Here is a 13,808-nt window from a genome sequence, read left to right as displayed (position 1 = left end):
TAATTCGCACACTTTTTTTACATAAGCGTATGCAAATGAATCATAAAGTCGGTTTTGTTAGTCTGGGCTGTCCTAAAGCATTGGTGGATTCAGAGCGCATCATCACTCAATTGCGAGCACAGGGCTATGACCTGGTTTCCAGCTACCAAGACGCAGGGGTCGTTGTTATTAACACCTGTGGATTTATTGATGCAGCCATTCAAGAATCACTAGACACCATTCAAGAAGCAATGGCTGAAAATGGTCGGGTTATCGTCACCGGCTGCCTCGGGGCAAAAGCAGAAAAAATCCGTGAAGTCTGCCCAGATGTACTCCATATCAGTGGTGCTCATGCTTATGAAGAAGTGGTACGTGCTGTGCACCGTCATCTTCCACCACCGACTGATCCATTCACCCAGCTGATTCCACCACAAGGCATTAAACTAACTCCTCGTCATTATGCTTATTTAAAAATATCAGAAGGCTGCAATCAAAAATGCACGTTTTGCATTATCCCAACCATGCGCGGTAAACTGCAAAGCTACCCTTTAGCCAATGTGCTTTCAGAAGCAACGCGGTTAAAAGAAGCAGGCGTCAAAGAATTATTGGTCATTTCCCAAGACACCAGCGCCTACGGGGTTGATACTCATTATAAACCCATTGAATGGCAGGGAAAAACCATTAAAACCCGCTTCTATGATTTATGCGAGCAATTGGGAGAATTAGGCCTATGGGTAAGATTGCATTACGTTTACCCTTATCCTCATGTGGATGAAATTATTCCACTGATGAAACATGGTTTACTCTTGCCTTATCTGGATATTCCTTTACAACACGCCAGTGCACGAGTATTAAAAGCAATGAAACGACCGGCAAGCAGCGAAAATACCTTAATGCGCATTGCTCAGTGGCGTGATATTTGTCCTGACATTACCATTCGTTCAACCTTTATTGTTGGCTTTCCTGGCGAAACGGAAGATGAATTTGAAGAACTGCTTGAATTTTTACAGGCAGCTAAATTGGACCGCGTAGGCTGCTTTCAATATTCCCCTGTCGCTGGCGCGAAAGCAAATGATCTCGCTAATCCAGTAGCGGATGAAATTAAAGAAGAGCGTTATCATCGTTTTATGCAAGTCCAAGCCGCGATTAGCCGCAAAAAATTACAAGCCAAGGTTGGCTCAAAGCAAACCGTGCTCATTGACAGCTTGAATGAAAAACAAATCATAGCTCGCAGTGCGAGTGATGCCCCGGAAATCGATGGTGCAGTTTTCTTACCCTACCGAACAGAGGTTAAAGCAGGGACTTTCGCCAATGTAAAAATCACCGGTAGTGACGACTACGATTTGTACGCGGATTTTGTTGAATAAAGTTCCTGGCTGATAGCCAATACGTGAGCCTGATGCTCATCCATCATGATGGATTTTGACTGCAGTAAGTATTGATGCATGACTTGATGGTAATGTCGATAGGCTTGGCTTAATTGCTGAAATTGAATTTTGGTCAATACTTGTTGACTAAATAACCCATGCAATTGAGCGAGTGTATTAGTACTTCTTGCCAAACTTTTTGCCGGATTAGCAAGCACTAGAAACTGCGCTAAAAACTCCAAATCCATTAAACCGCCTGCCACATGTTTGACTGCATCACTCTCGGTATATTTATTAATCTTTGCACGCATGTTTTTTACTTCCTTTGCCAAAGAAACCCGATCTCTTGGCAAAAACAAAACGTCCGTTTTTAAATGATTAAACATCGTTGCTATTTTTTTGCTTGCAAATAAAGGACGGGCACGCAATAAAGCCTGATGCTCCCACACCCAAGCATGAGCACGCTGGTATTCAATAAATGCATCTATATGACTGACTAATAAACCAGCCGATCCTGAAGGCCGCAAGCGCGTGTCAACAGAATACAGTACACCTGCTTGAGAACGCATGGTCAACATGTGCAGGATTTTCTGTGTCAGGCGTGTAACCAGTCCTTCTTCCTCAGGCCGAGTTTCATGTAAAAAAACCAGATCAACATCGGAATCATAATTCATTTCACGCGCCCCTAATTTGCCATAAGCAATAATGGCGAAACGAGATTTAATGCGCATTATCTCAGGACTGCGTGCACTTAATTGCTGACAAGCTTTAATGACGACTTCTGTAATGATAACCTCGGCTACATCTGCCAGAAATCGACCGATACGTAATGCATCGCATTGGCCATACAATTCCGCCCGTGCTGCCAATAGCCAACAGGTAAGTTTAAATTGCCGAAACACATCATTTTGTGATTCTTCATCACTGCAATGAATTAAACGCCCCTGTAATAATTGATACAACTGAGGCCTAGACAGAGGCCGCCAAGTTTGCTCCTGATCAACCAACACTTCCAGCAAAAAAGGTTGATTGACTAAAAGAGACGTAATAAAAGGGCTATGAGCAAACCAATGCAGTAATTCTTCAAGTACGGTTGGATTTTCTGTCAATAAGGCCAAATATGCACTGCGTCCAACAATTTTTTCCAATAAATGCAAAACTTGGAGCAACACAGCATCCGTATTTTTTACTTGTCTTAACTTGTGCAGTAAAAGCACCATAAAGCGGTCAAGACGTAATCGGGCTGCTTGTGATAAGCGACGACAACGGGGGGCATGACGAAATGCATGCAACATCTGATAGCAGCGGTCAGCTTCCTGAAATCCAAGACTTGCCAATAAATTAACAGCCATGGTCGTTTCCACATGCCCTTGCCAAATACTGGCCAATTGGTTAGCCAACAACTTTTTTCATCTTCGTAAATATCTGCCTTACCGAGAACAGCATGAAACGCATGACTAATGATTCTGCGATATTTCTCTAAACGCTCTATTAATCCAGCCCAATCATCAAAACCCATTGCCAGCACAACTTGCGCACGGATTGGCTCATTGGCAGGCAACGTATGCGTTTGACGATCGTTATGGGCTTGCAAGACATTTTCCAGTTTACGTAAAAACAGGTAAGCTTGCTGCAAGGCAGATGTATGCGATAAAAGCCCTTGCTGTTTTAATGCAATCAATGCGGCTATTGCATTTTGCTGCCGTAACTGGGGCAATCGCCCCCCACGAATTAACTGAAAGCACTGAATAATAAATTCAATTTCACGAATGCCGCCTCGACCTCTTTTAATATCATCGAGCATGGGATCTAATTGGATTTCACGTTCAATCATTGCTTTCATGCTGCGTAACGATTCAATGACGCTAAAATCTACATATCGGCGATAAACAAAGGGGATAATTAACCGATTAAACCAATCTTGTTTTGTCTCTAGTGACGATTCGATGAGTCTGGCCTTAACCATAGCATAACGCTCCCAATCACGACCCTGCTCTTGATAATAAGTTTCCATGGCCGCCAAATTACTCACCAGTGGCCCACTATCACCATTAGGACGTAAACGTAAATCAACACGGAAAACAAAACCATCGACCGTCACTTGTTGCAATAATTGCATAAATTGCTGAATGACTTTGTTATAATATTCCTGATTACTGATTACCTTTTCACCATCTGTAAAACCTGCTTCTGAAAATGCAAAAATTAAATCAACATCAGAAGAATAATTAAGTTCTTTCCCGCCCAGTTTTCCCATGGCAATAACATAAAGTTGTGCAGCCTCACCCGAAGCATGACGAGGTATACCATGCTGTCTGGACAGTTGTTCTTTACAATAGGTCAATGCATGAAGGATGATGGCATCTGCGCAATCAGACCATGCTGTCATGGTTTCTTGAGTATCTGCAAGTTGCGCAAGTTCACGTAATAACAATCTTAACAGGTGGCGATGCCGAAAATGGCGCAATGATTGTGCAAAAGATGGAACGGGGACATCGATTGCAATTAAAGCGATTAATTTCTGATAATCTTCTCTGGTTAATAAGTCTTGACAATCATCTTCGGATAATAAAGCCTTTAAATGAAGCAACTGCCGGCAAGCATAATCGCTGGTACCTAACAATCGATGTACGTCTACCGATAGAGGATGAATCAATGATTCAAAATGTTTGGCAAATAAAGCATCTGCTTGATGTAAATCGTTGAGAGTCATTGGCATAATTGTTTAAAAATCAATAAAATTCATTTTTGCACCAGGGCAAAATCATACATAATTATACAATGGAATGCTTGTGTCATTCCCCTCTGTTTTCTTATCACCCCCACTCCCTTTTCTGTCAAAATTAAATAGAAAAAGGACTAGATAAAAATAATCTTTGCACTTATATATTACATGGTGCTATACAAATTATATGGGCAAAAAATTTTTACTGGATGTTCCTAGTAAATCAAGTTAAGTTAATAGCAATATTTAATTCATCTGTCATCTGGAAGAGTCATGAAAAGAATTTATTACGGCCTGATTATTCTTCTTATTATTTTATGCTCATCGGCGTTTGCCCAAAATCCGCCTTTACGTGTGGCCGTTACTAATTTTGCTCCTCCTTATGTCATGCAAGGAGGTCATAAGCAAATCTTTGGCTTTGATATTACTATGATGGAGGAAATATGTTCACGACTGCAACGAACTTGTCAATTTAACAGCATGATGTTTGAACAATTATTGCCAACCTTAGTTGCTGACAAGGCTGATGTAGCGATAGGAGCCATTACCATCACCCCAGAACGGGCCAAAATAGTCAACTTTTCTCTTCCCTATCTGCCAAGTCAAGCTAAGTTTCTGACCAACGAGGATTACTTTAATAAACCCTTTGATTTATCCGTCGTGGAAGGCAAACGCATTGCAGTGGAAACTGGGACAGTATTTCCTGCCGTCATTAAGCGCATGGGCATAAAAAACCCAAAAATCGTTGAATTTTCCCGTGAAGAAGATTTGATTGAAGCACTATCTTTGAAAAAAATTGATTTCGCACTGTTGGATACTCCTACAGCGACTTACTGGGAAATCCGTAGTGCAGGTCTGTTAAAAACCGTCGGAGAATCCAAAGAATACGGCTTTGGCTTAGGAATTGCTGTCAATCCTAATAATATGGCATTGGTCCAAGCCATCAATCAAGCGTTATTACAATATCAAAAGAGCCCCACATTTCATGCAAATTATACGACTTATTTTGGAAATCTATAAAACCAAAACATTCCTGTTCATTATTCCGGGATTGCTTTAATGAATGGTTTGTCCTTGGGTAATGCAACGACTGATGACTTGTCTTGTAATATAGTCACCACGATTTGCACCATACATTGAATTAAATTGTTGAGCGATTGCAAGAACCCAATTAGCGAGGCGAAAATTCATTCGCTTCTCATCCTGATTGACTACCAGTTCGAATAAACCCAAAGAATTACTGTCTTGTTCCTTCGCATATTCTTCCATAATCAGTTGCGCAATGTGCATATCTTTATCTTTTGTAGGCCAGTCTTTATCCACCTGTTTCCCCTTGATACAATGCTATATACACCATTAAATTGGTCTGAATTTATTAAATTCAAGTCTTTTTATTTACTTTTCATTATGCCATGGTATCACATTTTTTTCAATGTGATTTATATTTAATCAATTTGTTTAACAAATGCATTTGCGGCGTTGGCTTGTGTGACCCCTTGTGATTCGTACCATAATGTAATAAAAAGCACCATAATAATGGGCCCTACAAATAGTCCAAGAAGCCCTAATGTTTCCACTCCTCCCAAGATACCAAACAATACTGCTAGAAATGGAAGTTGAATTGCTCCACCAATTAACACCGGTTTGACAAAGTGATCGGCGACAAACATCACCAGAGTTCCCCAAACAATGACAATAATGGCCGCTATCATACTACCATTAGCAAACAAAATAAGCGCAACAACAGTAAATACAATAGGAACCACGAACGGAATCATAGCCGCAAAAGCTGTAATAAAACCGGTTAAAGTAGGCCCTGGAAAACCAACCAGTCCATAACAAATACCCATTAGAATTCCTACCCCAATCCCTACAACAATGGTTCCATTTACGGTGGCGCGCAACGCCAAAGGAAGTCTATCCATGTACCTAAACCACCGTTTCCCCAGACACAATTCACCAATATGATTAATTTGTTGAAATAACTTATGCCCGTCACGGTAAAAGAAAAACAGGCAAAGCAGCGTAAAACCTAATTGAAAACCACGATGCGCAATATTTACACCAACCTGTTTGATATAATAGCTGGCAGGCGTTAATGAGACATGCAAATTAGAAAGAAAATATTTAACATTTCCTGGACTACCAACATTTTCATTCCAATAAGTTACTAATTCATTGCCAACGATCGGGAAATCTTTAAGAAAAGCTGGCGCCTGGCCACCTTCACGATTGATTTTTTGAAGATAATTAAAAAACAGTTGTATTTCTTTCACAGCCAAAGTAATTAGCCAACTGACAGGAATAATTAATAATAAAGCAAGAATGCACGTAAACAAGAATGCAGCTATATTATGGCGCTCACCTAAAAGGCGACACCAACGTTGATAAACAGGATAAGTCGCAATAACAATGATGCCAGCCCATAATAAGGAAGGGATGAAACGATGAATAATCATTAAAGCCAAGGCTACGATGCTTATCGTTAACCCCATACTGATTAATTCTTTATGACTGTCGTTCACGCAAATCCCCAAGCAAGTAATTGCAAAATAACCCAAGCCGGAATGGCGGCCAATACATCATCAAGCATAATTCCCAAGCCGCCTTGAACGTGTTTATCAATCAATCGAATGGGTTGGGGTTTCCAGATATCAAATATACGAAACAGTAAGAAACCTATCACCATCCAGATGACTCCGGGAGGCGCAAGAAACATGGTGATCAAATAACCCACAACCTCATCCCATACAATTCCTGAATAATCATGCACTCCCAGATCATTAGACACTTTTTCAGAAACGTACACACCCAGCAGAAATGCGGTTATGACACATCCCAAATAAATGCTCCATGAACTGCCAGTCAACAATAAGTACACAGGAATTGCAGCCAAGGTTCCCCAGGTTCCCGGAGCAACCGGCGCAAGACCACTGCCAAACCCAAAAGCAATAAAATACACCGGATCCTGCCATACCCGATTTGAAAGTTTAATTGCATTCATTATCGCTCCCGAACGGCTGCTTAAAATACTAATATTGTAACATGACCAAGCATTTTTGTTTCTACAACCGCCGACAATAAATCAAACAGCCCTTAACTCTGCTAATCCGTAAATCAATTTAATTTTACTTGTATATCATTCGCTTTAAGGGCATCAATGATAACCATGGTAAGCTCGCTGGTAATCATATGTTTCTTATTGACGTCTTTAATCACACACCATATATCTAGAAAAGAATAAGCTACCCCATAAGAAAAGACCAATTCGTACAATACCGTCGGTTGGTTATTGGCATCTTGAACCACCTGTTTGCTTTTAGCTAAAACATCCAGAATGATTTGTCTCGCTTTTTGTATGTCATCACCATGTTCAATCATGATTTGAATGTTTGTTTTGACGTAGCGGTTGTTATGAAATGTATAATTGGTGACAGATTTGCCAATCAAATGCGAGTTTGGAATCATGGCGTCGGAATGCGCCAAGGTAACGATTTGCGTTGATAGCAATCGTATTTTTTTTACGTGCCCCTCCACATCACCAATAGCAATATGATCCCCTGGCTTTACCGGCTTATTAATAAGCAAAATAAGACCGCTCACGAAATCATTGGCAATATTTTGCAAGCCAAAACCAATACCAACAGAGAAAGCTCCTGCCACCAGCGCAAAGCTGGTGAAATTGACGCCGGCAATCATGAGACCTGTGAACAATGCAATTAAAAAAGCGATATACGTAATCAAGGTAGAGACGGTTATTTGCCTATCTTTTTCATCCTTAAATGCCTCAAAACCTGCGATACGGGTTGCTATTACCCGCCCTATCACCATGATGATGCAAAAAATAAAACACCCTCTTAATATTCTCACAGGGGTTATGGGAATCTCATAAAGCTTAAACCCTTTATATATTATGGAAAAATAAGCGTCTATGTAGTACTGAGGAGCACGCCAAATTAACAAGAGTCCGATCGTCGTTAAAAACAATACTCCTAAATTGAGGATTAAACGGATCACAAACAATTCAATGAGTGTTTCATGCTGAGAAATCCCCACCATGGCACGTAATTTGCTTGCTGTCTGATGATTTAGATCACTCAAGACAGCATAAAGATAGCCAAGCCAAACACTCACTCGCCAGAACAAAGCCAATAAACAAATGGTAGCAATGAGATTAGGAATAAAAAATAATGCAAAATCTTGATAGCCAAACCAGGCCATTAAAATAGGCACAAAAAAGACAATCACCAAAATCAATTTAATAAGGCGTGGCAGCAAAAAGGAAGCATGATGTTTAAAATAATCCAGCTGAAAAATAAGCCAACTGAGCCATAAGAAAGAACAACTAAGAATAGTGATATATAAAGTGGCGCACAGTTCCATCAGTTGTGTTGGGATAGACTGCCCATGCGATATAAAAATACCTAAGCTGCCTAATAAAATTAAATGAATGAGTATCTTAGAGCGCCGTAATAATATCGGCATCACATTTTTATTAAACCACAATTTATTTTTTAATAAAAAGTCAACGTATAACTTTATGAGGCAATGAACCAAAAGTAAAAAAATAGCACATCGCTTAAAAAGATATTTTTAAGAAAAGGTGATACAAAGGGCAACATTAAATGTAGATAGATGCTGCATAAACCCAGAGGAAAAAGAGCAGGCAAATAATTTTTTATACCCTTCAAAATGGGATAATCATGAGATTTTTTTTGTGCTCTGACACCAATGTGGTAGAAAATTATCCCGACCACAAAAGCTACAGACATTAAAATAAGTAATAATATCCGCTGGCTTTCATTTAATTGTCCAATCGCACTATAGGAATATAGCACTTTCAGATTAATAGAAAAATTCGAAAATGATTCAAGATGAACTTGCTGCCAAATCGGGGAGCTTCTTTGTAATAATAGATAATTATCGATTTTTTTCATTCTTGCCTCTGCCATCGTCTGCATTTCTTGCAAACGAAAACTGAGGAAGCTGCAGAAGGCCACACGTTTGGCGTTCATTTGTCTTTCATGAAGCAAGTATTGATAATGAGCATGTTCCTCTTGAAGCAAGGTTGGGGCTATCGTCGTATCTTTTAATAAGGCATCCAGCTTTTCCAATTGCCCTTTGCTGGTGAGGAGGCACGCGTTTGCTTGCTCCTGCAATTCATGAATGGTTGCAAGAGCAGTATATAGATCATTATATTCAATTCGAGTAGCTGACAATTGCTGATTGAGTGTATGCAACGTTTCCTTGGCGTGCTCTATATTGAAAGACCCACCTTGAGACTCGGCAATCGCTCCACTCGCAAAACACCATGTAAGTAACAACACAATGCTTACGCGCAAGACGTTCATTCACTCACCGTGGCAAAAAATTTCGTTTAATATCATTCCATGAAGCATTTTTAAGACCCAAATATGGATAAAATATAAATTTTCCCTTTTCTAAACAACCACGCTTACTTACCTTGCCAAACCAATGTCAAGCGCATTAGAAATGACTATAACCTTTAGGAGTTAATGAAATTATTTCACCATGTTTTAGCGTCGCTCGCAAACCAGGTTGGTTTTCCATCTCCCCAATAAAATAACAGTTTAAGCCAAGCTGCTTAAGATGTTCGAGCAGGGCTTTCTCATGGACAGGCGAAACTGTAAAACACAATTCATAGTCATCCCCTCCACTTAAGGCAAAATCAATAGCATGGTCTGCTTGATAGTTCTTCACAAGCGGATGAATCGGAATATTATCCAATATTAAACACGCCCCAGTGTTGCTGGCCTCACAAATATGATTTAAATCTGCGCTTAAACCGTCGGAAATATCAATAGCGGCTGTTGCATACGTTTGCAGACAAGCTTGCAAATCAATACGAGGTTTTGGATATAACAATTTTTTCATTAATTCCATCTTATCATGGTCAGCGATGTCAGTACGGTTCAGAAAAGAAACGGCTTGGGCTGCAGCCCCCAATTGCCCACTGACAAAAATTTTATCTCCTGGACTTGCCCCACCACGACGTACTTCCTTTCCCTTAGGCGCCACTCCATGAATCGTTATGGTCATGCTCAGTGGACCATGCGTTGTATCGCCGCCAACCAATGCGATATTAAAACATCGCAGAGCATCATGCAGTCCTAGGGAAAAACGCTGCAACCACAGTTCATTGCATTCTGGCAAAGTCAGCGCTAATGTCATCCAGGCAGGAGTTGCCGCCATGGCAGCCAAATCACTGACATTCACCATGACTGCCTTATAAGCAATGTCATAAGGATCCCATGAGGAAAGAAAATGAACGTCGGCCACCAAGGTATCGCAACTGACTAACAAATGATGCTCGGGCGGTACAACCAGACAGGCTGCATCGTCACCAATGCCTATAATGACATCATCGCGATCATGCGTGAGTGACTTGAAAAACTGCTGTATGAGTGAAAATTCATTCATTAGCGTTATGAATTTCAACGGCCCTTACCTGTCTGGCCAAATTATTCAATACACCATTTACATAACGGTACCCATCCTGCGATCCAAATGCTTTGGTCAAGGAAACCGCTTCGTCCAACACCACACGATAAGGAATTTCAGGACAATGCAGTAATTCAAAACCACTTAACCGCAACACCGTCAATTCAATGGGATTTAAACTTTGAATAGGTCTATCCAAAAATGGAATAAATGCATTTTCCAACTCGTGCCGATGAGTGATGACTCCTTGCAATAAACGATGAAAATAGTCTTGGTCTACTTTCGTCATATCATTGACAGCATGAAATTGGGCTTCAATTTCATAGGATTCATCATTTGTCATTAACCATTGATATAATGCTTGCAAAGCAAGTTTTCGTGCTCGTCTTTTGCCTTTAATCGCTTGATTATCCACGTTTACCTCATGAGGATGCATCATCTTTAATTTGATCAATCGTTTGCCTGAATTCACTGACATCCTTAAAGCGCTTATATACAGACGCAAATCGAACATAAGCAACATGATCCAGACGATATAACTGTTCCATTACCCATTCTCCGACTTGGCGAGACTCGATCTCACGCTCACCTCTGCGACGTATCTTTTGCAAAATAGCCGCAATTGCGTTTTCCAAATCATCAACACTAACTGGTCTTTTTTCTAAAGCACGCAACATTCCAGCGCGTAAATTTTCAACATTAAATGCTTCACGCCGGCCATCACGTTTAATCATAACCGGCATGATTAATTCCGCAGTTTCAAACGTAGTAAAACGTTCGTGACAAATCAGGCATTGCCGCCTTCTGCGCACTTGCGCACCTTCGGCGACAAGGCGAGAATCGACAACTTTAGTGTCTTCCGCATGACAAAATGGACAATACATATCTCAACCACGATAAACTGGAAATTCACTGCACAAATGCAATACTTGTTTTTTAACACTTACAATCACAGATTCATCATTCACATTCTGCAAAATATCCGCAATCCAGTCAGTTAACAGGCGAATTTCACGTTCTTTAAATCCTCGCGTCGTTACCGCTGGCGTACCTAAACGAAGACCACTGGTTACAAACGGTGAACGCGGGTCATTGGGCACAGAATTTTTATTCACAGTAATGTTTGCCCGCCCCAACGCAGCATCCGCTTCTTTTCCTGTTATATTTTTATCAATCAAATCCAATAGGATAAGATGATTTTCGGTGCCACCAGAAACGATCTTATGCCCACGCTCCATAAGGACAGAAGCCATAGTTTTCGCATTAGCCAGCACTTGTTGCTGATAAATTTTAAATTCTGGTTGTAAAGCTTCGGCCAAAGCAATGGCCTTGGCGGCAATGATATGCATCAATGGGCCACCCTGGACACCAGGAAAAACGGCTGAATTTAATTTTTTTTCAATGAGTTCGTTAGCTTTTGCCAGGATAAGTCCTCCACGAGGACCTCTTAAAGTCTTATGCGTCGTTGTAGTCACCACATCAGCATAAGGAATGGGCGATGGGTAAACACCAGCCGCAACCAACCCCGCAACATGAGCCATATCCACTAAAAGATAAGCACCAATCCTATCTGCAATAGCTCGAAAGCGCGCCCAATCTAAAATCTGGGAATAGGCAGAGAACCCGGCAATAATCATTTTAGGTTGATGTTCTATTGCCAATGCTTCCATAGCATCATAATCAATCTGCCCTGTGTGTACATCCAAACCATATTGCAAAGAACGGTAAATCTTGCCAGAAAAGTTAACTTGAGAACCATGAGTCAAATGCCCACCATGAGGCAAAGCCATTCCAAGAATCAAATCACCAGGCTCCAGCAGAGCCATCATCGCCGCAGCATTCGCTTGGGAACCAGAATGAGGCTGAACATTGGCAAAATCGGCAGAAAATAATTGTTTTGCACGCGCAATTGCCAATGCTTCCACGACATCCACATGCTCACAACCACCATAATAACGTTTCCCTGGATAACCTTCAGCATATTTGTTGGTAAGCACAGAGCCTTGAGCTTCCATTACCCTGGGACTTGCATAATTTTCTGACGCAATTAATTCAATATGCTCTTCCTGACGACGGCTCTCTGCTTCCATCGCTTGCCATAACTCATTATCAAATGTTGCAATGTTGCAATTTGCATTAAACATAGTCGAGCCTTTTACTTTATAATAAGATCGTTACGAACTCGCTTGACATCTTCTACACTCGTAGCAATGATGCCCGCTCGCTGTTTAATCTCTGTATTGTCAACAAAACCACTTAATTGAACCTCATCCTTATAAGTTTTTACCTTAACTGCAAATCCCTCTGAACCAAGATTATCAAGTAATTTTGCTTTAACTTTGCCGGTAATTACCGAACTGTCGAGATATTCTCCCGTACTTTCCTGTTGGGGAGTCGCCACGCAGGCGATGATAACTAAAGCAAGCGCTGTGATTGTTATCAATTTTAATACTCTCAAAATGATTGGCTCCCTTTTTATTAAACTTATCAAGACTAGCATATTGCAATGCATGCGTCATGTTAAAATGCTGTCAATGACGTGCGCTGGAAAAAATAGATAATCTGGATGAAAAACAAACTATTTTCAGAGGCATAAATCCATCAAACCCGTTTCTGTAAAAGCGGTAACGGGCTTGATGGATGAGAAAATGGCGTAGCATGGACTTATTTGGCTTTAACTTCCGCCTTTAATTGCTTACCCAAGTATGGGAATACTTCAATGATTGTTCTAATAGACGGGTAACCTGAATAGACTCGATAACCACTAAATGTATCAATCGTCAGGAACATGTCATAGTGACAATAACCGTAGTAAAAAAGGGAAATACGATGAGGAGCATCGTAAGGAGGTATATTGAATCGTAACCATTCCCCATCATCAAATTCACCATAGACCTGCACGGTATCATAGCTACGGTTTATAATTTCAATTTCACACGGACCTGGCCATGCAACGCTTTTTTGCGTACGTTTTACTTCGGTGCTGTGCGCTTTTGGATGCTCATGCTGATTATTTGCAAACGCAGAAGCAAATACCCCCATGAAGCAAAGAAACACGAACGACTTAAGTTTCATAAAATGATCCTTGGCATGAATTGGAAGCTGAATGGTAACAAAGTCATTAATTTAGTCAACAAGATTTTTATCTATCCTACGGGACCAGCCTCCAGACTATACCCGACCGTTATTTATGTTATACTGCTTGCCGTCTGTTTTAATATCTTTTGACCATTTTTAATTAAGAAATCAACCACTTTGAGTGGTTCTCGCTTGCG

Annotated in this window: 13 protein-coding genes and 1 pseudogene; 2 read left to right on the top strand and 12 right to left on the bottom strand. The window is 40.6% G+C overall.

From position 1 onward, the window contains the following. Positions 1-35: 35 nt before the first annotated feature. Positions 36-1,346, top strand: a complete 1,311-nt coding sequence (gene rimO, locus LOA_RS04605; protein ID WP_025385336.1) for a 30S ribosomal protein S12 methylthiotransferase RimO — start codon at positions 36-38, stop codon at positions 1,344-1,346. On the opposite strand, the pseudogene glnE reads toward rimO, so the two are convergent. After that, a pseudogene (gene glnE / locus LOA_RS04600) lies at positions 1,316-4,065 on the bottom strand (bifunctional [glutamate--ammonia ligase]-adenylyl-L-tyrosine phosphorylase/[glutamate--ammonia-ligase] adenylyltransferase). The gene rimO and the pseudogene glnE sit on opposite strands and share 31 nt — an antisense overlap. 279 nt (positions 4,066-4,344) lie before the next feature. Here glnE and LOA_RS04595 point away from each other — a divergent pair. Continuing rightward, positions 4,345-5,091, top strand: a complete 747-nt coding sequence (locus LOA_RS04595; protein ID WP_025385335.1) for a transporter substrate-binding domain-containing protein — start codon at positions 4,345-4,347, stop codon at positions 5,089-5,091. Positions 5,092-5,127: 36 nt separating this feature from the next. Here the strand turns inward: LOA_RS04595 and LOA_RS04590 are convergent, their stop codons facing one another. The 11 genes from LOA_RS04590 to LOA_RS04540 all read right to left on the bottom strand — a co-directional run bounded on the left by LOA_RS04590 (position 5,128) and on the right by LOA_RS04540 (position 13,608). Then, positions 5,128-5,394, bottom strand: a complete 267-nt coding sequence (locus LOA_RS04590) for a hypothetical protein (protein WP_025385334.1) — start codon at positions 5,392-5,394, stop codon at positions 5,128-5,130. A gap of 122 nt (positions 5,395-5,516) precedes the next feature. Continuing rightward, positions 5,517-6,596, bottom strand: coding sequence for an AI-2E family transporter (locus LOA_RS04585; RefSeq protein WP_025385333.1), 1,080 nt, complete (start codon positions 6,594-6,596; stop codon positions 5,517-5,519). Next, positions 6,593-7,075 (bottom strand): phosphatidylglycerophosphatase A family protein, encoded by a 483-nt coding sequence (locus LOA_RS04580; protein WP_025385332.1) that lies wholly within the window; start codon positions 7,073-7,075, stop codon positions 6,593-6,595. Before LOA_RS04580 ends, LOA_RS04585 begins: the two co-directional genes overlap by 4 nt. A 113-nt stretch (positions 7,076-7,188) precedes the next feature. Beyond that, complete coding sequence (locus tag LOA_RS04575; protein ID WP_148294865.1) at positions 7,189-8,556, bottom strand: mechanosensitive ion channel family protein; 1,368 nt, start codon at positions 8,554-8,556, stop codon at positions 7,189-7,191. Positions 8,557-8,609: 53 nt separating this feature from the next. Next, positions 8,610-9,422, bottom strand: coding sequence for a hypothetical protein (locus LOA_RS04570; RefSeq protein WP_025385330.1), 813 nt, complete (start codon positions 9,420-9,422; stop codon positions 8,610-8,612). A 136-nt stretch (positions 9,423-9,558) separates the two neighbouring features. Next, positions 9,559-10,512, bottom strand: coding sequence for a thiamine-phosphate kinase (thiL, locus tag LOA_RS04565; RefSeq protein ID WP_025385329.1), 954 nt, complete (start codon positions 10,510-10,512; stop codon positions 9,559-9,561). After that, positions 10,505-10,948: a transcription antitermination factor NusB gene (gene nusB / locus LOA_RS04560; protein ID WP_025385328.1), complete on the bottom strand. Its 444-nt coding sequence runs from the start codon at positions 10,946-10,948 to the stop codon at positions 10,505-10,507. The genes thiL and nusB overlap by 8 nt, the downstream gene beginning before the upstream one ends. Positions 10,949-10,955: 7 nt before the next feature. Then, complete coding sequence (gene nrdR / locus LOA_RS04555; protein ID WP_025385327.1) at positions 10,956-11,417, bottom strand: transcriptional regulator NrdR; 462 nt, start codon at positions 11,415-11,417, stop codon at positions 10,956-10,958. Positions 11,418-11,420: 3 nt separating this feature from the next. Continuing rightward, positions 11,421-12,677 (bottom strand): serine hydroxymethyltransferase, encoded by a 1,257-nt coding sequence (gene glyA / locus LOA_RS04550; protein ID WP_025385326.1) that lies wholly within the window; start codon positions 12,675-12,677, stop codon positions 11,421-11,423. Positions 12,678-12,688: 11 nt separating this feature from the next. Then, entirely contained in the window at positions 12,689-12,994 is a 306-nt protein-coding gene (locus LOA_RS04545; protein ID WP_025385325.1) for a BON domain-containing protein, read from the bottom strand. A gap of 203 nt (positions 12,995-13,197) precedes the next feature. Next, positions 13,198-13,608: a hypothetical protein gene (locus LOA_RS04540; protein ID WP_025385324.1), complete on the bottom strand. Its 411-nt coding sequence runs from the start codon at positions 13,606-13,608 to the stop codon at positions 13,198-13,200. Between the last annotated feature and the right edge of the window lie 200 nt (positions 13,609-13,808).

The organism is Legionella oakridgensis ATCC 33761 = DSM 21215 (assembly GCF_000512355.1).
In the GTDB taxonomy this organism is placed as follows: domain Bacteria; phylum Pseudomonadota; class Gammaproteobacteria; order Legionellales; family Legionellaceae; genus Legionella_A; species Legionella_A oakridgensis.
This window is presented reverse-complemented; position numbering and strand designations above follow the sequence as displayed.